We start from the raw sequence: 18,583 nt of genomic DNA on the forward strand, positions 1-18,583 counted from the left end.
TCGCCGGAGGATGGGGTCGTTCGAACGGAAACCACTACGTATCGGCAGGTATCGACGATGTCCAGCAACTCCTCTCTTTCCTCCCTGAGCGGCAAGGTGGCCCTCGTCACGGGCGGCAGCCGAGGCATCGGCGCGGCCGTCGCGCAGCGGCTCGCGGCGGAGGGCGCGCAGGTGGCGCTCACCTACGAGGCCGGGGCCGAACAGGCGCGGGAGACAGTCGCGCGCATCGGGAAGAACGGTGGCCGGGCCTGGGCCGTGCGGGTGGACCTGACCGACGCGGCGTCGATCCGCGCGGCGGTGGACGGTGCGGTCGCCGAGTTCGGCCGCCTCGACATCGTGGTCAACAACGCGGGTGTGGGCACCAACGGCCCGCTGGAGGAGGTGGAGTTGGCGGAGGTGGACCGCGTACTGACGGTCAACGTACGCGGTGCCTACCTCGTCGCCCAGGCCGCCGCGGGGCAACTGGCGGAAGGCGGCCGGATCATCAACGTCGGCAGCTGCGTCGCCGAGCGGGTCCCCTTCCCCGGCATGACGCTGTACGCCACCAGCAAGGCGGCGGTCTCCGGCCTGACCAAGGGCCTGGCCCGCGAGTTGGGAGCGCGTGGCATCACCGTCAACCAGGTGGCGCCGGGCCCGATCGACACCGACATGAACCCCGCGCACGGCGAGGGCGCCGAGGCCCAGGCGGCCCTCACGGCGCTGGGCCGCTACGGCACCCCGGCGGAGGTGGCGCACACGGTCGCCCACCTGGCCACCGATGGCGCGCGCTACGTCACGGGCGCTTCCTTCGCCGTGGACGGCGCGATCTGAGACCGGCCGGTGCGCTCCCGGCCGGCCGCGTGGCGAGGCCGGCGCCCCTTCGGAGGGGGAGCCGGCCTCGGGTGGTGCGCTGCGGCGCTCAGCAGGTCACGGTGCGGGCGTAACTCCCCCACGGCCACGTGTAGTAGAAGCCCTTGCCGTTTCGCAGGGTGTGGCAGCTGCTGTCGTATCCGTTGTTGACGATGATCTTGACCCTCATCGTCTTGCCGCACCGGTTGGTGACGACAGCGTCGTCGGTCTTCTTGTTGACGGTACGCAGAATGCAGGCCGGCGCGGTGCCGCCGTCCAGGGCGACCGCGGGGCGGTCCGCTGCCTTCTCCGCGGCTGCGGCCGGCGCGGCCCCCGTGAGCGCCACCGCCGATAGCGCGCCCACCGCACCGGCGGTTGCCGCGATCACGCGGATGCGACGTCCCAGGGCCCGTCCTTGTGCGAACAACATGTGCTCCCCCTTTTTCCGACAGAAGGGCCTGCGGTCGAGCAGGGCCCCTCACCCGTGTTCGTGCCGCACCGGCCGGGCGCTTGCGGCGCCCGTTCGGTGTTCTTCGACGCTATCGGGGGCCCGGGGGGCGGGGCGTCCACTGCCAGTTCGAACTCCGGGTAAACCCTCGCGGTAGCTCGCGCATCATCTGCCACGGTGGGACGGCGCGTTCAGCGGTCCGGGCCGCCTCGGCGGGGTGGAGCGGCGGTCTCGGGGAAGCGCTTGGCGGGCGTCCGCCGGGTCACCGCATGTCGCGCATCAGCGCTCCGCGCAGCCGCAGGTTGTAGTGGAGGCGCAGCCGCCGCAGCTCCCACATGCCCACCAGGGTCACCGAGACAGGCGCACCGAGGAGCATGACGACGCGCAGGGCCTCGGGAACGCCCTCGTAGGCGCCGGTGACCAGGTCCACCAGCAGCATCTCCCACACCACCGTCATCGCCACCAGCGGCGGCACGGTCTCGTGGATGTCCGCCGAGCGGAAGACATGCACCAGCGACATGGCGACGCCGTAGATCACGAAAGGCAGTACCCAGGCGACTGTGAACAGGAGGCCGATCGCGGTCACGACCGTCATGAACGGGTTGACCGCGAACCGGCCCGCCGAGAATCCGGTGAGGACCGAGGCCGGGAAGACGACCATCCCCGCGAAGATCGCGAACATGGCACCCAACGGCCCCAGCGCCCTCCGCAGCAACTCCCGCCGCCGGGCGGGCAGGGCGAAGGCGGCCAGCGCCGCGATCACCAGGGGGAGGGTGACCGCCAGGGCGAGGATCGAGTACCACGACTGATCGAACCGGTCCTCGGCCACATCCTTCAGGGTCCCGGCGAGGCGGTAGGAGAGCGCCACGAACGAGAAGGCGGCCAGGCCCACCAGGGTGCGCATCTTCTGGATGCGCGCGACGCGTGCGTCCTCGACACGGCCGGGCCGGGACGGCAGGAAGATCCGGCGCCCCACGGGGACCGGCCCCACCACACGCCCCAAGCGCCGCAGCGGGCCCGCCCGTCGCACGGGTACGGGGCGTGGCGGGTAAGGGCGTTGCGGGTAGGGGTACGGCGGTTGTGGCGGGTAGGGGTGTCCCGGCGGGGGGTAATGGCCGGGCGGCGGCGGGTTGTTCCCGTACCACGGACCGGGTGGCTGCCCCGGTGGTCCTCCAGCGGCCATTGATGACTCCCCCGTTACTCGTCCCTGTACGCCTGACGCAGTGTTGGACACGAAGCCGGACCCGTTGGTTGCGCTTCGGCCGGGCGGATCGCGCCGGGGCCGAGATCGCCCATACGGATGCGGCGAAGGCGGCCCGCGAGGCGTCACGATAGCCGCTTTGGACCTGACGAGGCCGCCGCGCGGACCAAGTGGCGATGGCGCGGGTGGGGGCCGCCGTACGGGGCGCCCCCACGAGGCGTACGGGGGTCATCGTGCGGTGCCGCCCGGGCGTTCCGGGCCGTCGCGCCCGCTTGCCGGCGGAAGCCGGATCGGCGCGCGCTATCGTGTGGTCGGTCTGTGGTCAAGGAGGCGGAGCGACATGCACGGCGAGTACAAAGTCCCTGGTGGGAAGCTCGTAGTGGTGGATCTGGAGAGCCGGGACGGGGTACTGCGCGACGTCCGGGTCGCGGGGGACTTCTTCCTGGAACCGGATGAGGCCCTGACCGCCATCGACGGCGCTCTGGAGGGCGCCCCCGCCGACACCGATGCCGCCGGGCTCGCCTCCCGCATCGAGGCGGCGCTCCCCGCGGGCACCGTGATGTACGGCCTCACCGCCGACGGGGTCGCGGTCGCCGTCCGGCGGGCCCTGGCCCATGCCACGGACTGGACCGACTACGACTGGCAGCTCGTCCACGAGCAGCCCCAGCCGCCCGCCCTGCACATGGCGCTCGATCAGGTCATCACCGAAGAGGTCGCCCTGGGGCACCGGTCCCCGACCCTGCGCGTGTGGGAGTGGGACTCCCCCGCCGTCATCATCGGCAGTTTCCAGTCCCTGCGGAACGAGGTCGAACCGGAGGGCGCTGCTCGCCACGGGGTGACGGTCGTCCGGCGGATCTCCGGCGGCGGCGCGATGTTCGTCGAGGCCGAGAACACGATCACGTACTCCCTCTCGGTCCCGGCCTCCCTGGTCTCCGGGCTCTCCTTCGCCGAGTCGTACGCCTATCTCGACGACTGGGTCCTGAACGCGCTCGGTGACATGGGCGTCAGGGCGTGGTATCAGCCGCTCAACGACATCGCCTCCAAGGAGGGCAAGATCGCCGGCGCCGCGCAGAAGCGCGTCGTCATGGGCGAGGGCGCCGTACTGCACCACGTGACCATGTCCTACGACATCGACGCCGACAAGATGCTCGACGTGCTCCGCATCGGCAAGGAGAAGATGTCCGACAAGGGCACCACGAGCATGAAGAAGCGCGTCGATCCGCTGCGCCGCCAGACCGGCCTGCCCCGCGCTGATGTCATCGACCGCATGATCGACTCCTTCCGCACCCGCTACGGACTCGCCCGAAGCCAGGTGACCAGTGAGGAGATGGCCCGCGCCGAACACCTCGCCGCCACCAAGTTCACCAGCCCCGAGTGGACAGCGCGCATCCCCTGACCTGCCCCCCGGCCCGGCGCCGGGACGGGGGACGCGTGCGGAGGCTACGGGGGGTACGGCGAGTTCGGCACCGCGAGAACGGTGGGTGCGGCAGGGGTGACGGGCGCGGGGCGGGTCAGCCGCTGTGGGTGCGGGTGCTGCGGCGGGGCCGGCGGCCCCCGGCGCGTGCAGGGGCTGCGCCGCGAGGAGGTCGCCCGGCTCGTCGCCCTCAGCACGGACTGTTACACCCCTGTCGAGCAGGGCCGTATTCAGGCGTCCGCATTCAAGGGTCGGCATTCAGGCGTCCGCGCATGTTCTGACCGCACTGGCCCAGGTACCGCATCCGGATGACGACCAGCGCGACGACCTGTTCGAGCCGGCGGGCAGGGGCCGGGCCCGGCCGCGCCCCCGGCGGGAGTCAGGCCCCGGCACACCCGTCCACGGGCAGGACCGCGCCGGTCACATAGGAGGCGCGGTCGCTCAGCAGCCAGGCGGCGGCCTCGGCGATTTCCTCGGGGTCGGCCGCGCGGCGCAGCGGAGTGTGCGCGTTGAGGCGCTCGCCGAGGCCGGGTGACTCCGCTTCCCACGCGCGGATCATCTCTGTCGCCACCCGGCTCGGCTCGCGGCGCCTGGGCAGACTGGAGGCGTGGACGGACGAGAACCGGCGGCATTTCTGCGCAGCGGGCGCGAGCGGATCCCCCCGCCGAGGTAGGGCTGCCCGCCGGACAGCGGCGCCGCACCCCGGGCCTGCGCCGCGAGGAGGTGGCGCGGCTGGCGTTCATCTCGACCGAGTACTACACGCGCCTGGAGCAGGCCCGCGGTCCGCGGCCTCCCGTGAGGTGCTGACCGGGCTGGCCCGCGCCCTGCGCCTCACGGACGCCGAGCGCGACCTCCACCACCTCCCCGGCGCGCCCCCGCCCCCGGCCCGGCCCCTCCCGCGAGGTACGGCAGAGCCTGCTCGACCTGCTGGACCGGCTGCCGCAGGCCGCCGCGATCGTGGTGTCGGCCACGGTCGAGGTGATCGCCTGGAACGATCTGGCGGCGGCCCTCATGGGGGACTTCTCCGCCCTGCCGCGCCGGGACCGCGATCTTGTGCGCCGGGCCTTCCTCGAACCGCACCCCCCGGGCAGGCGGCTGTACGGAGTGTCGGATGTGGAAGGGTTCTCCTGCCACTCCGCCCAGCGGCTGCGCGCCGCCACCGCCCGCTACCCCGACGATCCGGAAGTGGCCGAGCTGGTCGCCGAACTCCTGGCCGGAAGCGAGAGTTTCGCCCGGCTGTGGGCCTCGCACGATGTGACGGCCGAGCCCACGCCGGTCAAGACGTGCCAGCATCCGCTGGTCGGCCCGGCCACCGTCAACTGCGACCTTCTCGACGTCACCGACCGGGATCAGCAGGTCGTCCTCTACACCGCCGCCCCCGGCTCACCCTCGGAAGAAGCGCTGCGCCTGCTGTCGGTCCTGGGCACCCAGCGCATGACCGTGCCGGGCACGCTTCCCCGAGCGGGCTCACCGTAATGGCCCGCCCCCGTTGACCGGTCCCGCTCCCGCGCGCAGGCTGGCGGCATGATTCCGGCGAACACGACGGGCGAGGGCGGTACGACGGTGGTCTACGGGGCCGACCCCGAGGGGCCGTCGCCGGGGGCCCCCGTCCTCGATGTCTACGCCGATCTGCGCTGCCCCTACTGCAAGCGCATGGAGAACGCGCTCGGCGCCACCATGCGGCAGCTCGCGGACGACGGGGACGTGGTGCTGCACTACCATTTCGCGACGTTCCTGGACGAGACGCTCGGCGGCCACGGCTCGCACCGCGCGCTCAACGCGCTCGGCGCCGCCGCCAACCGGGGCCAACGCCATTTCATGGCCTACCTGCGAACCCTGTATCTCAACCAGCCGCACGAGCACAACGACGCCTTCGCGGAAGAACGCATGCTGCTGGGCCTGGCCAACGATGTCGAGGGGCTGCGCGACGCGACGTTCGAGACGCAGGTGCTGGAGTCGGCGTTCCACGAGTGGGTGGAGCGGGTCGGTCGCGCGTACGACGAGAGCGGGGTCGCCGCGACTCCGACGGTGATCTTCCGGGACCGGCCGGTGGCCGTTCTCGACCGCAAGGGGCAGGCCGTCCGCCCGGAGGAGTTCACCGCGCAGATCCACGCGACCACATGAGCGCGACGAGTCCGAGTCACGACGAGTCCGAGTCAGGAGCGGCAGGCATGGGCGAGACCAAGAACGAGGCCCGGGACCAGCGTGTGGAGATCACCGACAACCCCGCCGAGAGCCGCTACGAGGCCCGGATCGGAGGGGCTTTGGCCGGGGTCGCGCAGTATCTCCGCGCCCCCGGGATGGTGGCGCTGACCCACACCGAGGTGGAGCCGGATTTCGAGGGCCGGGGCGTGGGTGGCGCGCTCTCCCGTGCCGTCCTGGAGTCCGCGCGGGAGGCGGGCGACAAGGTCGCGCCGGTCTGCCCCTTCTTCGCGGGCTGGGTCCGCAAACATCCGGACTACCAGTCGCTGATCTACGAGAAGAGCGGGAACTGACGGCGGCCGGATGACGGGTCCCGGGCTGGGCCCGGTCCGGCCGCACGGCTGTCCTTCCGCCCGTCAGACCGGCGCGCCCAGCGCGGGGATCACCCCTGATCCGTAGGCGTCGATGGCCCGCTCCTTCGCGTCGTGCATCGCGTACAGCGCGAATTGGTCCACGCCCAGCTCCGCCAGTTCCCTCAACCGTGCGACATGGGCTTGTTCGGGGCCGATGAGGCAGAAGCGGTCCACGGTGTCGTCCGGCACGAAGGCCGTGTCGGGGTTGCCCACGCGCCCGTGGTGTGCGTAGTCGTAGCCGGCGCGCTCCTTGATGTAGGAGGTGAGCGCGGCGGGCACCACGTCGGAGTGCTCGCCGTAGCGGGACACGAGGTCGGCGACGTGGTTGCCGACCATGCCGCCGAACCAGCGGCACTGCTCCCGCGCGTGCGCGAGCGCCGCCGGGGTGTCCTCGCACACATAGGCGGGCGCGGCCACGCAGATGGTGACCGAGGCGGGGTCGCGCCCGGCCTGGGCCGCCGCCTGGCGGACCGCCGCCGTCATCCACGAGGTCAGCACCGGGTCGGCGAGCTGGAGGATGAACCCGTCGGCCTCGCGGCCGGCCAGGGCCAGCGCCTTGGGGCCGTAAGCGGCCATCCATACGGGCAGCCGTCCGTCGCGCACCCAGGGCAGCCGCATCGGGTTGCCGTCCACGACGGCCTCGCGGCCCTCGGCCAGATCGCGGATGGCGGTGATGGCCTGGCCGAGCCGGTTGAGGGTGACGGGCGGGCGCCCGGCGACCCGCATCGCGGAGTCGCCGCGCCCGATGCCGCAGACGGTGCGGTTGCCGTACATCTCGTTGAGGGTGGCGAAGGTGGAGGCGGTGACCTCCCAGGAGCGGCTGCCGGGATTGGTCACCATCGGGCCGACGGTCAGCTGGGTGGTGTGGGCGAGGATGCGGCTGTGGATGACGTACGGCTCCTGCCACAGCACGGGCGAGTCGAAGGTCCAGCCGTAGCGGAAGCCGTTGCGTTCGGCGCGGCGCATGAGTCCGACGGTGGCGGAGCCGGGCGGGTCGGTCTGGAGAACGAGTCCGAAGTCCATCGCTGAGCCCTTCAGATCAGGCTGCGTCAGTTCACGCTGCGTCAGTTCAAGAACTGGCAGATACCGCGCGGCACGTACTGACCATGGCCGGCGCGGCCGGTGTATGTGCGCCGGTCGATAACGGCCTCGCCGCGCGAGAGCACCGTCTCGACGCGGCCGGTGAGGCGTTTTCCCTCGTAGGCGGAGTAGTCGACGTTCATGTGGTGGGTGGCGGCGGAGAGGGTCTGCTCGGCGTGCGGGTCGTAGACGACGACATCGGCGTCGGCGCCGGGCGCCAGGGTGCCCTTCTTCGGGTAGAGGCCGAACATGCGCGCGGGGGTGGCGCAGGCCAGCTCGATCCAGCGGCGGCGGGTCAAGTGGCCGTCCACGACGGCCTGGTGGAGCAGATCCATGCGGTGTTCGACGCCGGGCATCCCGTTGGGGATCTTGGAGAAGTCGCCGCGGCCGAGGTCCTTCTGGCCCGTGAAGCAGAAGGGGCAGTGGTCGGTGGAGACGACCTGGAGGTCGTCGGTGCGCAGTGCCCGCCACAGCGCGGCCTGGTGTTCGGCGGGCCGCAGCGGGGTGCTGCACACGTATTTGGCGCCGCCGAAGTCCGGTTCCGCCAGGTTGTCGGTGCTCAGGTAGAGGTACTGCGGGCAGGTCTCGCCGAAGACGGGCAGATCCATGCCGCGTGCGGCGGCGAGCTGTTCGACCGCCTCGCGCGCGGAGACATGGACGACGTAGAGCGGCGATCCGGCGACGCGGGCGAGCTGGATGGCGCGGTGGGTGGCCTCGGCCTCCAGGAGCGCTTTGCGGACCTCGCCGTGGTGGCGGGGGTCGGTGCGCCCGGCGGCGAGGGCCTGTTCGACCAGGACGTCGATGGCGATTCCGTTCTCGGCGTGCATCATCGTCAGCCCGCCGTTGGCGGCGGTGCGCTGCATGGCGCGCAGGATCTGCCCGTCGTCGCTGTAGAAGACGCCGGGGTAGGCCATGAACATCTTGAAGGAGGTCACCCCCTCCTCGACCAGGCCGTCCATCTCCTTGAGCGAGCTCTCGTTCACATCGGAGAGGATCATGTGGAACCCGTAGTCCACACTGCAGCGCCCGTCGGCCTTGGCGTGCCAGGTGTCGAGGCCCTCGCGCAGCGCTCGGCCCCTGGTCTGGACGGCGAAGTCGACGATGGTCGTGGTGCCGCCCCAGGCGGCGGCCCGGGTGCCGGTCTCGAAGTCGTCGCTGGAGAACGTCCCGCCGAACGGGAAGTCCATGTGGGTGTGCCCGTCCACACCTCCCGGGATGACGTACTTGCCGGTGGCGTCCAGCACGCGGTCGGCGCTGAACGCCTCGGCGGCGGCGGTGCCCGGGGCGGCGAGGCCGGCGACGCGTCCGTTCTCGATCAGGAGGTCGGCGTGCAGCTCGTCGGAGGCGGTGATGACGAGGCCGCCGGTGATGAGGGTCGATGGCTGCGCCGGCTTCACTGGCGTCGGTGACGAGGAGGTCATGGTGTGGCCTTCCCTGACAGCTCGTGCTGGGCGGTGTGCAGGGCCCGTTCGAGGACCGCGGCGCCCGCTTCGGCCTCGGCGGTGGTGAGGCTGAGCGGGGGTGCGATGCGCAGGACGCTGTTGGTGGAGTGGCCGCCGCCCTTGCCGATGAGCAGGCCGCCCTCACGCGCGGCCTCCAGCACGAGGGAGGCCGCCTCCGGGGAGGGGTCGCCAGTGCTGGGGAACACCAGCTCGACTCCGATCATCAGGCCCCGCCCGCGCACCTCGCGCACGATGTCGAGACCGGCGCTCGCGGCGCGCAGCCGCTCGGCCAGCAGACCGCCGACCCGGCGGGCGTTGCCCTGCAGATCGTGTGCGAGCAGGTGGGCGAGGTTGGCGTTGGCGGCGGCCATCGTGACGGGGCTGCCGCCGAAGGTCGAGATGGAGTTGGCGTCCAGGCAGTTCATGACCTCGGCGCGGGCGACGACGCCGCCGACGGACATGCCGTTGCCGATGCCCTTGGCGAAGGTGAGGATGTCGGGCGGGCCGGCCGCGTCGTGGGCCTGCCAGCCCCAGAAGTGGTCGCCGGTCCTGCCCCAGCCGGTCTGCACCTCATCGGAGATCCACAAGATGCCGTGCCGCTGGAGGACTTCGCGGAAGGCGGCGTAGAGCTGGTCGGGCGGCGAGGTGAACCCGCCGACGCCCTGGACGGGTTCGGCGATCAGCGCGGCCACGTCGCCCCGGGTCTGGCCGAGCATGTCCTCCAGGTCGGCGACGCAGGCGGCGGTGAACGCCGCGTCGTCCAGGTGCGCGTACGGGCCCCGGGTGCGGACGCCGCCGTGCACGTAGAGGGTGTGCAGGGGGGAGAGCGAGGTGGGTGACCAGGAGCGGTTGCCGGTGATGCCGACGGCGGAGAAGGAGCGGCCGTGGTAGCTGTTGCGCATCGCCAGGACCTGGTGGGAGCGGCGGTAGGCGGTGGCCAGCAGCAGGGCGGCGTCGTTGGCCTCGGTGCCGGAAGTGGTGAAGAAGACCCGCGCGTCGGGGATGCCGGACAGGGCCGCGATGCGCTCGGCCAGCTCCACCATGGGCCGGTTGAGGTAGAGCGTGGAGGTGTGCAGGATGCGCGCGGCCTGTTCTGAGACGGCCTTGGTGACCTCGGGCAGCGCGTGGGCGGTCATGGTGGTGAGGATGCCGCCGAAGAAGTCGAGGTAGCGGCGGCCTTCGGCGTCCCAGACGTACCGGCCCTCGCCGTGGGTGATCTCCAGCGGCTGTTCGTAGGAGAGCGCGAGCCAGTCCGGGAGCACCGCGCGGTGCCGGGTGTGCAGCGCGCGCTGGAGTTCGGAGCGGGGCGGGGAAGGGGGTTCGGAGTGAGGTGCGGTGTGCGGGCCTTGCGGGAGACTCACGGCTGTACCAGCCCTCCGTAGGCGTCCGGCCGTCGGTCCCGGTAGAAGGCCCACTGCTGCCGGACTTCGTCGATCACGCCGAGGTCGAGGTCGCGGACGACCAGCTCCTCTTCCTTGTCGCTCGCGACCTCCCCTACGAACTGCCCACGCGGGTCGGCGAAATAGCTCGTCCCGTAGAAGTCGTTGTCGCCGTACTCCTCGGTGCCGACGCGGTTGATGGCGGCGACGAAGTAGGCGTTGGCGACGGCGGCGGCCGGCTGTTCGAGCTGCCACAGGTAGGCGGACAGTCCGCGCGAGGTCGCGGACGGGTTGTAGACGAGCTGGGCACCGGCCAGGCCGAGGGCGCGCCAGCCCTCGGGGAAGTGCCGGTCGTAGCAGATATAGACCCCGACCTTGCCCACGGCGGTGTCGAACACCGGCCAGCCCTGGTTGCCGGGGCGGAAGTAGAACTTCTCCCAGAAGCCCTTGAGCTGCGGGATGTGGTGCTTGCGGTAGGTGCCGAGCACGGTGCCGTCGGCGTCGATGACGGCGGCGGTGTTGTAGTAGAAGCCCGGGCCGTCCACCTCGAAGACCGGCGAGACGACGACCATGCCGGTCTCGCGCGCCAGTTCGCTCATCCGGCGGGTGGTGGGTCCGTCGGGGACGGGTTCGGCCCAGCGGTAGTGCTCGGGGTCCTGGACCTGGCAGAAGTAGGGGGCGTTGAAGACCTCCTGGAAGCCGATGATCTTCGCGCCCTGGCGGGCGGCCTCGCGGGCGTGCGCCTCGTGCTTGGCGATCATCGACTCGGTGTCGCCCGTCCAGGTCGCCTGCACCAGCGCGGCTCGTACAACGTCGGGCATGAGCGGCTCCTTCGTGAGGGGTGAAGCCCGGTCCTGTGCGAGGTGAAGCCTTGTTCGACACGCGTAGATATCCGTGAGGATGCGACCGTAGGTCGCGTTTGAACCCATGACAAGAACCCCTGCGGGGAGCGGTTGCCGGCGCGGGGGCCGAACCCCCTGGTGAGGGCCCGGCCGGCGGGCGGGCAGGCCCGTGCGATTCCCACCGAAAGATCCTCCGGGAGGGGGCGCGGGGCCCCCGGGGTTTTCGGGTCGCCTGAGCGTCACCGGGGTGCGTGGTCGACTGGTCGGCATGGACGCGGTGATGAAGTGGGTGGACGCGCGCGAGCGCCTGCCGAAGGACGGAATGCCCGTGGCGGCGGCGACAACGGGCCGCTACCCGCCCGAGGCCGGGTCCGGGGCCGCCCGGGCGGACGGCGAGGACTTCTGGCTGGTGCTGCCGATGTACTTCACCAGCCTCCACTTCGCCGAGGACGGGACCGAGCACCGCGACTGCTTCGTCGACCACGACCGCGTCGTCCGCCTGCCCTACGGCGGCCCGAGCGAGGAGACGGTCACCCACTGGGCGCAACTGCCCACTCTGCCGGGCATGAAGGTGCACCAGCTGCTGGGCCCGGACGCGCGGGCCGCCGTCCGGGACAGCATGTCCTGACATGTCCTGACGCCCGGGACGGCATGTCCTGCGGGCGGGGCGGTGTGTCCTACGGGCGGGACAGCCTGTCCCACGGCCGGACGGCGGCGTTTCTACGGCCGGGCGAAGGTGAGGGTCGTGCCGGAGGCGTCCTCCGGGGTGTGCAGGCGAACGGTGTCACCGGTCGAGGGGGTGACGGAAAGAGCCCTCCTCGCCGGCCCGCACGAGCCCTCCGCCGCCCCGCCGGAATCGGCCGGGCCGTAGACGAGGGTTTCGCCGTCCGCGGCGCCCAGCGTCATCGTCGCCTCGCACTCGCGGCCGTCCTTCCCCCTCAGCTGCAAGGTGGCCATGCCGACGCGGCCCTGCCCGAAGTCGAGGGTGAGACCGTCGTGTTCGCCCGATTCGGCCTCCCACTTGCCCAGCAGCCGGCGGGGCACGGGCCGTGCGGTGTCGGTGACCCGGCGCAGGGTGGCGGACAGGGAGCTGGCGGGGTAGGTCCAGCCGAGGGTGCCGTCGGGTTTGAGGGTGAGGGCCTGCTCGCCGTACGGCGTGCAGGGTCTGGCCGCCGGGTGGCTCTCGGTGATCTCGCTGGTGATCTTCATGCTCGTGCCGAACGAGACGAGGGTGGCCTCTCCCTCGCACATCGCGTTGTCGCGCACGTTGAAGGTCTTGGCGACGACCTCGCCCTTCTTCCCCTGCCGGATCTCGAAGCGGCGGGTGATCGTCGAGCCGTCGGCGTCCTGGACACTGCCCTGCCACGCGCCCACATAGCCTCGGGGCAAAGCCCCGCCGGCCGCCGGACTGGTGCGCTCGGCGCCGGAGGGCTCGCTGGGCCCGGCGCCGCCCGTGTGGGAGGAGGCGGGTGCGCGTGAGCCGTCTCGCCGGGCGCCGCCGTCGTCGCCGGAGGAGTCGTGGACGCGCAGCGCGACGAAGGTGCCCGCGCCCGAGACCAGCGCCAGCACGACACCGAGCGCCCCCAGCAGGACACCGCGCCGGTGCGAACGCTCGGCCCGCGCCTGGCCGGAGAGGGAATACGGCGCCTGCTGATCGGGCGGGCCGGGCGAGGTCAGGGGTGCGGACGCCGGGAGGGCGGACGGTGCGGGCGCGGGTGCCGCTGGTTCCGCCTGCGCGTGCTGTGCGGAGCCGGTGACGGTGGCCATGCCGTGCAGCCCCGGCTTCACGCCGGGGCCCGCGCCCTCGCGGCCCTCCCCCACCTCGCCCCCGGTCTCGTCCCCGGGCGTGTCCCCGGCCTCGCCCCCGAAGGCGGAGGCGGGGCCGGAGGCCGAGGTGGGGGCAGGGGCCTCGGACGGGGCGTCCGGCCGGGGCGCGATCGCCGGGGCCCCGGCGGCACGGTCGGCCGCCGCCTGCGCACCGGGGACCTCGGCGTCCAGGAGTCGGGCCGCGTGACGGCCGAGTTCGGCGACGAGGTTGGCGGGCAGCCAGGGCTCGGCGGAGTCGGCAGCCGTCGCCGAGGGCCCGGGAGCGCCCTGCGGATCTGCCGTACGCGCCACGAGTTCGGCCACCGAAGGGCGCGCCCCGGCGTCCTTGGCGAGGCAGTCGGCGACCAGGGGCCGCAGCCCCTCCGGCACCCCCTCCAGATCGGGTTCCTCATGGGTGATGCGGTACATCAGCGCGTGCCCGGCGCTGCCCGCGCTCCCGAAGGGCGTACGGCCGCGAGCGGCGAAGGCCAGCACCGAGCCGAGGGAGAAGATGTCGCTGGCCGCGCTCAGGTGGTCGCCGCGTACCTGTTCGGGTGACATGAAGCCGGGCGAGCCGACGATGTCGCCGGTGCGCGTCAGGTTGCCGTCGGCGACCGTCTCCAGCGCCCGCGCGATCCCGAAGTCGATGACGCGCGGTCCGTCGATGGTGACCAGGATGTTCGAGGGCTTCACATCGCGGTGGACCAGCCCCGCCCCGTGGATGGCGCGCAGGGCGAGGCCGAGCCGGTTGGCGAGGATGCGCAAGGTCCGCTCCGGGAGCCGGGTATGACGCCCGCGCCCCGCGACGGCCTCGTGCAGCGAGATGCCCGCGATGTAGCCGGTGGCGACCCAGGGCTGGGCCGCGTCCGGATCCGCGTCCAGGACGGGCGCCGTCCACTCGCCGCCGACACGGCGTGCCGCGCTGATCTCCTGCTCGAAACGGCGCCGGAACTCCGCGTGACCGGCCAGCTCGCGCCGTACGAGCTTGACCGCCACGGTGCGCCCGCGCGGGGACTGCGCGAGGTATACGCAGCCCATCCCGCCCTCGCCCAGCCGCCCCAACAGCCGGTACTCACCGATGCGTTCAGGATCCTCCGCACGCAGCGCTCTCATGCCCGCTCCCCCGACTCCTGGGCCTTCGACTGGAAACAAGGATCGTACGGCCTGTGATCGAACGGCCACCACGCACCGAGCGGCCCGTCCTCGCCGGGGCCCGCTCGAACCCCGCCGGGCCCGTCGGCAGCCTCGCAACTTCGACAGGAAAACTTGCAAGTTTCCCTGTCGAAGTTCTACGGTGACGGCATGCCGTCCCAGGAGCCGGGCCCGACCCCGCAGCCGTCCCGCGATCCGGCGCCGCAGCCGCCCCAGGACCGAGCCCCGGGTCGAGCCCAGGCGCCGGACCAGGACCGAGCCAAGACGCCGGACCAGGACCGAGCCCAGGCGCCGGACCAGGACCGGGCCCAGGCGCCGGGCCAGGACCGAGCCCAGGAGCCGGCGCTGGAGCACGCTCGCGTGGCCGCCGAGGTCTCCGCCGCCGTCGCGGCGCTGAGCCGACAGCTGCGCGCCGCGTCACCCGCGGGCGCGTTCACGCCGACACAGCGCTCCGCCCTGGGCCGGATCTACCACTGGGGCCCGACCACCATCGCGGCGCTCGCCCGCGCCGAACTCGTGCGTCCGCAGTCGATGCGGATCACCGTGGGCGCACTGGAGGAGCAGGGCGTGCTGACCCGCAGCCCGCACCCCACCGACGGCCGGCAGGTGGTCTTCTCGCTGACCGACGAGGGCAGGCGCACTCTGGAGGCCGTCCTGCGCGCCAAGCGCGGCTGGCTGGCCGACGCCATCGCCACCCGGCTCGACGCCGACGAACAGCGCAGGCTCAGCGAGGCCGCCGCGCTGCTGAGGCGGCTGGTGGCCGAAAACAACAACGACAACAACGACACCCCGCCGGACGAAGCCGCCACCCGATGAAGCGCACCCTCGGGCAGCCCACCGACTCCCCCGCGCCCCCCTCCTCCTCTCCCTCCACCGCTGCCTGCACTTCCTCCACCGCCGGGCAACTGCCCGCCACCGAGCGCGGGTTCGGTGCCCGCCTCATGACGCCGCTGCTGCTCGGCTCGCTGCTCAACCCGGTCAACTCGACGATGATCGCGACCGCGTTGGTGGCCGTCGGGCGCGGCTTCGACGTCGGAGCCGCCGAGACCGCCTGGCTGGTGGCCGCGCTCTACCTCGCCAGCGCCGTCTCCCAGCCCACCATGGGCAAGCTGGCCGACCTCTTCGGGCCCCGGAAGGTGTTCCTGGCGGGTCTGGTCATCGTGCTGACGGCCGGGGCGGTGGGCGCGGCGGCACCCGCCTTCGGCTGGCTGATCGCCTCCCGGGTGCTGCTGGGCATCGGCACCTCGGCGGCGTATCCGTGCGCGATGGCGCTGCTGCGCGGCGAGGCGGCCCGGCTGGGGCGGCCCGTACCGCGTCCGGTCCTGGGCCGGCTGTCGCTGGCGGCGCTGGGCAGTGCCGCCACCGGGCCGGTGCTGGGCGGACTGCTGGCGGCGACGGTGGGCTGGCGCGCGATCTTCGCCGTCAACGTACCCATCGCACTCGCCGGCCTGGTCCTCGCGATGCTGTGGCTCCCCGAGGACGCGCACACCGCACTCCGCGAGGACACCCCGCCCACCGGCAGCACGACCTCCGAAGGCACCATCGCCAAAGGCCCGCGCGCCCGCCGCGCCCCCGCGCGTACGGCCGGCCCCACCGGCACGGTCTCCATCGATGTACCGGGCATTCTCCTGTTCGCCGCCGCGCTCACCACCGCGATGCTCTTCCTGATGGACCTGGCCCGCCCGCGCTGGGTGCTGCTGGCGCCGCTCGCGGCATTGGCCACCGCCTTCGTGTGGTGGCAACTGCGGTGCCACGCGCCCTTCCTGGACCTGCGGGTACTGGCCCGTCACCGGCCGCTGGTGCTGACCTATCTGCGGCACGGGCTGACCTATCTGGTCATCTACTGCGTCATGTACGGCTTCGCGCAGTGGCTGGAGGAGTCGCACGGATTCTCGTCGTCCGGCGCCGGGCTGATCATGCTGCCCATGTCGCTGGCGGCAGCGGCGTGTTCGCTGCTGGGCGCCCGCACGGAGGGCATACGCGGACCCCTGACACTGGCGGCCGTACTGCTGCTCGCGGGCGCCGGAACACTGGCCTTCGCCCACAGCGACACCCCGCTGGCGCTGCTGTTGCTGGCCTCCGTGCTGTTCGGCCTGCCCCAGGGGCTGGCCGGTACGAGCAACCAGGCGGCCGTCGCCGCGCAGGCACCCGCCGACGGGGTGGGCGCGGCGGCCGGGCTCCAGCGCACCTCGCAATACCTCGGTGCCATCACCGCGTCCAGCCTGATCGCCCTCTTCTACGGCCACCGGGCCGACGACGCGGGCCTGCACCTCATAGCCGTGACGGCGGTCGTCCTCGGCGCCGTGCTGTGCGTCCTGACCGGCACCGACCGTGCCCTGCACGGCCGTTCATAATCAGCCTCCATCTATTTCGCCATATTCCCCCGAATTCCACGCATCCCGCACTTCAAGGAGCACTTCATGGCCCTCAGCGCCATCGACCCCCGGTCCGCCCTCGTACTGATCGACCTCCAGAAGGGCATCACCAGCATCCCCGGCGCGCCCTTCACCCCGGCCGAGGTGATCGAGCGCGGGACCCGGCTCGCCACGGAGTTCCGCCTTCGCGGGCTGCCTGTGGTCCTCGTCAACGTGAAGGCCACACCGCCCGGCCGCACCGAGATCTCCCTCCGCAGCGGCACCGCGGCGCCCGACTGGACCGACCTCGTACCGGAACTCGACGTCCAGGACACGGACATCCGCGTCACCAAGCAGAGCTGGGGCGCCTTCTACGGCACCTCGCTCGACTTGGAGCTGCGGCGCCGGGGTGTCACCCAGATCGTGCTCGGCGGGATCGCCACCCGCTTCGGTGTCGAATCGACGGCCCGCGCCGCGCACGAGCACGGCTACCACGTGACGGTCGCCGTGGACGCCTGCACCGACATCTCCGCCGACGGCCACCGGGCCTCGGTCGAGGGCGTCTTCCCGCGCCTGGGCGAAACCGCCACCACGGACGAGATCCTGGCCACCCTCCCCTGATGGTCCTCCCGGGGGTCGCCGCGAGCCCCAGGCCACCACCCCGGTCGGCCGTCCGTGCCGGGCCGTCCACCCATGACGGCCCCCGCCGGACCGAGCCGCCGCCGGTACCACCAGCGCCGCACCACCCGCCCCGCACTCCACCGCGGCCGGCACCGGCGGCGCGCCCGCGGCCACGTCCCCTGAGCCCTCGGCCTTGTTCCGAAGATCATCCTGTTGGAAGCTGAGGCATGCAGCTTCATCCGACGTACATCTTTGTTCATGGGGCCTTCGCGAACTCGTTCTCGTTCGCGCCGCTACAGGCCGAACTGGGCCTGCTCGGGCACCGCTCGGCCGCGGTCGACCTTCCGGGGCACGGATTCGAGGCGACCTTCCCCGCCGCCTATCAGGCTCCCCAGGATCCCGGCGCCCTTGCCGCGGAGCCGGGGAGCATCAGGGGAGTCACGCTCGCGGACAACGCCGCTCGCGTGGCCGGAGTCCTCGAACGGGCCAAGCGGAACGGGCCCACCATCCTCGTCGCCCACAGCAGGGGCGGCATCACGGCCACCGCCGTCGCCAACGCCCGGCCCGAACTGATCGACCGGATCGTCTACGTCTCCGCCTGGTGCCCCGTCGAGCTGGAGGTCGGCGGCTACTACGCGCAGCCGGAGATGGCGGACGTCGATACGGAATCCTTCGCTGCCACACTCGTCGGGGATCCGGGGGAACTCGGCCTGCTCCGGACCAACTTCCGCACCGCCGACCCGGCGGCACTCGCCGCGTTCAAGCGCGCGTTCGCCGCCGATCTCACCGATGACGAGTTCCGGACCTTCCTGAACACCTTCCAGCCCGACGAGGCCCTCGACGCCGGTACGTCCGCGGACCGGGCACAGGCCACGACCTGGGGCCGGATTCCCAAGACCTATGTGCGCCTGGCCGACGACGCCAGCATGCCGCTCGCCGTGCAGGACCGCATGATCCGCGAAGCCGACACGCTCACACCCGCCAATCCCTTCGACGTCCGGACACTTGAGGGGAGTCACCTGCGCTGGCTCGTGCGGCCCGGGCCCGCCGCCGAACTGCTCGCGAGCCTCGTAGCGGGCTGACGCGCCACCGGCGGGCGGCGTGCAGGAGCACAAGGCCAGGGGGTGATGCCAGGGGGCGCCGGAGGAGGTTCCGGGCCGCGGCCCGCACGGAAGGAGATCACTCCGAGGAGAGTCCCTGGCCTCGCACGGCCTCACACCCCGGCTGCGCACCCCGACCGCCTCGGCCCCGGCCCGGCACGGGCCGTCCCCCGACGACTACGGCTACGGCGTGCCGGAGAGCCCGCCCAGTACGTCGTACATCTGCGCGGGGGTGAGCGGCTCGGCGGGGAGGGGGCCCTGCGCGGCGTCGGCGCGCAACCCGTCGAGCAGGAGGGCGACTTGGCGCCGCCAGGTGTCGGGGGCGCTGCTGCGGGCGGCGGCGCGGGCGAGCTGCGCGTCG

At 72.4% G+C, this 18,583-nt stretch carries 16 protein-coding genes and 2 pseudogenes; 10 read left to right on the forward strand and 8 right to left on the reverse strand.

Annotated features, from left to right (window positions below; all coding sequences use genetic code 11):
* Positions 1-57 precede the first annotated feature (57 nt).
* Entirely contained in the window at positions 58-810 is a 753-nt protein-coding gene (locus tag ABD339_RS23210; RefSeq protein WP_344568359.1) for a 3-oxoacyl-ACP reductase family protein, read from the forward strand.
* Between the two features lie 88 nt (positions 811-898).
* Here ABD339_RS23210 and ABD339_RS23215 read toward each other — a convergent pair whose 3' ends face one another.
* Both ABD339_RS23215 and ABD339_RS23220 read right to left on the reverse strand, forming a co-directional pair.
* Entirely contained in the window at positions 899-1,258 is a 360-nt protein-coding gene (locus ABD339_RS23215; protein WP_344568360.1) for a hypothetical protein, read from the reverse strand.
* Between the two features lie 280 nt (positions 1,259-1,538).
* Complete coding sequence (locus ABD339_RS23220; protein WP_344568361.1) at positions 1,539-2,252, reverse strand: hypothetical protein; 714 nt, start codon at positions 2,250-2,252, stop codon at positions 1,539-1,541.
* Positions 2,253-2,817: 565 nt separating this feature from the next.
* Between ABD339_RS23220 and lplAB the strand changes: the two genes are divergently transcribed.
* On the forward strand, positions 2,818-3,873 hold the full coding sequence (gene lplAB / locus ABD339_RS23225; RefSeq protein WP_344568362.1) for a lipoate-protein ligase LplAB: 1,056 nt from the start codon (positions 2,818-2,820) through the stop codon (positions 3,871-3,873).
* A gap of 397 nt (positions 3,874-4,270) precedes the next feature.
* Here lplAB and ABD339_RS23235 read toward each other — a convergent pair.
* Positions 4,271-4,471: pseudogene (locus ABD339_RS23235) on the reverse strand (SDR family oxidoreductase); the annotation flags it as partial.
* Positions 4,472-4,498: 27 nt separating this feature from the next.
* Here ABD339_RS23235 and ABD339_RS23240 point away from each other — a divergent pair.
* The 3 genes and pseudogenes from ABD339_RS23240 to ABD339_RS23250 all read left to right on the forward strand — a co-directional run bounded on the left by ABD339_RS23240 (position 4,499) and on the right by ABD339_RS23250 (position 6,386).
* Positions 4,499-5,367 (forward strand): annotated as a pseudogene (locus ABD339_RS23240) (helix-turn-helix transcriptional regulator).
* 48 nt (positions 5,368-5,415) lie between these two features.
* Entirely contained in the window at positions 5,416-6,015 is a 600-nt protein-coding gene (locus ABD339_RS23245) for a DsbA family protein (RefSeq protein ID WP_344568363.1), read from the forward strand.
* 47 nt (positions 6,016-6,062) lie between these two features.
* The gene (locus ABD339_RS23250) at positions 6,063-6,386 is read left to right on the forward strand and encodes a GNAT family N-acetyltransferase (RefSeq protein WP_344568364.1); all 324 of its coding nucleotides are present in this window, start codon (positions 6,063-6,065) and stop codon (positions 6,384-6,386) included.
* Positions 6,387-6,449: 63 nt separating this feature from the next.
* Here ABD339_RS23250 and ABD339_RS23255 read toward each other — a convergent pair whose 3' ends face one another.
* The 4 genes from ABD339_RS23255 to ABD339_RS23270 form a co-directional block, all read right to left on the reverse strand.
* On the reverse strand, positions 6,450-7,469 hold the full coding sequence (locus tag ABD339_RS23255; RefSeq protein WP_344568365.1) for a TIGR03842 family LLM class F420-dependent oxidoreductase: 1,020 nt from the start codon (positions 7,467-7,469) through the stop codon (positions 6,450-6,452).
* A 41-nt stretch (positions 7,470-7,510) separates the two neighbouring features.
* Positions 7,511-8,947, reverse strand: a complete 1,437-nt coding sequence (hydA, locus tag ABD339_RS23260) for a dihydropyrimidinase (RefSeq protein ID WP_344568366.1) — start codon at positions 8,945-8,947, stop codon at positions 7,511-7,513.
* Positions 8,944-10,251, reverse strand: a complete 1,308-nt coding sequence (locus ABD339_RS23265) for an aspartate aminotransferase family protein (protein WP_344568454.1) — start codon at positions 10,249-10,251, stop codon at positions 8,944-8,946. The genes hydA and ABD339_RS23265 overlap by 4 nt, the downstream gene beginning before the upstream one ends.
* Before the next feature lie 74 nt (positions 10,252-10,325).
* Positions 10,326-11,168 (reverse strand): nitrilase-related carbon-nitrogen hydrolase, encoded by an 843-nt coding sequence (locus ABD339_RS23270; RefSeq protein WP_344568367.1) that lies wholly within the window; start codon positions 11,166-11,168, stop codon positions 10,326-10,328.
* A gap of 268 nt (positions 11,169-11,436) precedes the next feature.
* Between ABD339_RS23270 and ABD339_RS23275 the strand changes: the two genes are divergently transcribed.
* The gene (locus ABD339_RS23275) at positions 11,437-11,817 is read left to right on the forward strand and encodes an AQJ64_40280 family protein (protein ID WP_344568368.1); all 381 of its coding nucleotides are present in this window, start codon (positions 11,437-11,439) and stop codon (positions 11,815-11,817) included.
* A 92-nt stretch (positions 11,818-11,909) separates the two neighbouring features.
* Here ABD339_RS23275 and ABD339_RS23280 read toward each other — a convergent pair whose 3' ends face one another.
* On the reverse strand, positions 11,910-14,108 hold the full coding sequence (locus ABD339_RS23280; protein ID WP_344568369.1) for a serine/threonine-protein kinase: 2,199 nt from the start codon (positions 14,106-14,108) through the stop codon (positions 11,910-11,912).
* A gap of 189 nt (positions 14,109-14,297) precedes the next feature.
* On the opposite strand from ABD339_RS23280, the gene ABD339_RS23285 reads away from it, so the two are divergent.
* The 4 genes from ABD339_RS23285 to ABD339_RS23300 all read left to right on the forward strand — a co-directional run bounded on the left by ABD339_RS23285 (position 14,298) and on the right by ABD339_RS23300 (position 18,204).
* Positions 14,298-14,963, forward strand: a complete 666-nt coding sequence (locus ABD339_RS23285; RefSeq protein ID WP_344568370.1) for a MarR family transcriptional regulator — start codon at positions 14,298-14,300, stop codon at positions 14,961-14,963.
* Positions 14,960-16,501, forward strand: a complete 1,542-nt coding sequence (locus tag ABD339_RS23290) for an MFS transporter (protein ID WP_344568371.1) — start codon at positions 14,960-14,962, stop codon at positions 16,499-16,501. Before ABD339_RS23285 ends, ABD339_RS23290 begins: the two co-directional genes overlap by 4 nt.
* Before the next feature lie 66 nt (positions 16,502-16,567).
* Positions 16,568-17,122 carry an isochorismatase family protein gene (locus ABD339_RS23295; protein ID WP_344568372.1) on the forward strand — a complete coding sequence of 185 codons (555 nt, stop codon included), beginning with the start codon at positions 16,568-16,570 and terminating at the stop codon, positions 17,120-17,122.
* A 227-nt stretch (positions 17,123-17,349) separates the two neighbouring features.
* Entirely contained in the window at positions 17,350-18,204 is an 855-nt protein-coding gene (locus ABD339_RS23300) for an alpha/beta fold hydrolase (RefSeq protein ID WP_344568373.1), read from the forward strand.
* The last annotated feature ends 379 nt before the right edge of the window (positions 18,205-18,583 follow it).

This window comes from Streptomyces axinellae (assembly GCF_039532135.1).
Classification (GTDB): Bacteria; Actinomycetota; Actinomycetes; order Streptomycetales; family Streptomycetaceae; genus Streptomyces; species Streptomyces axinellae.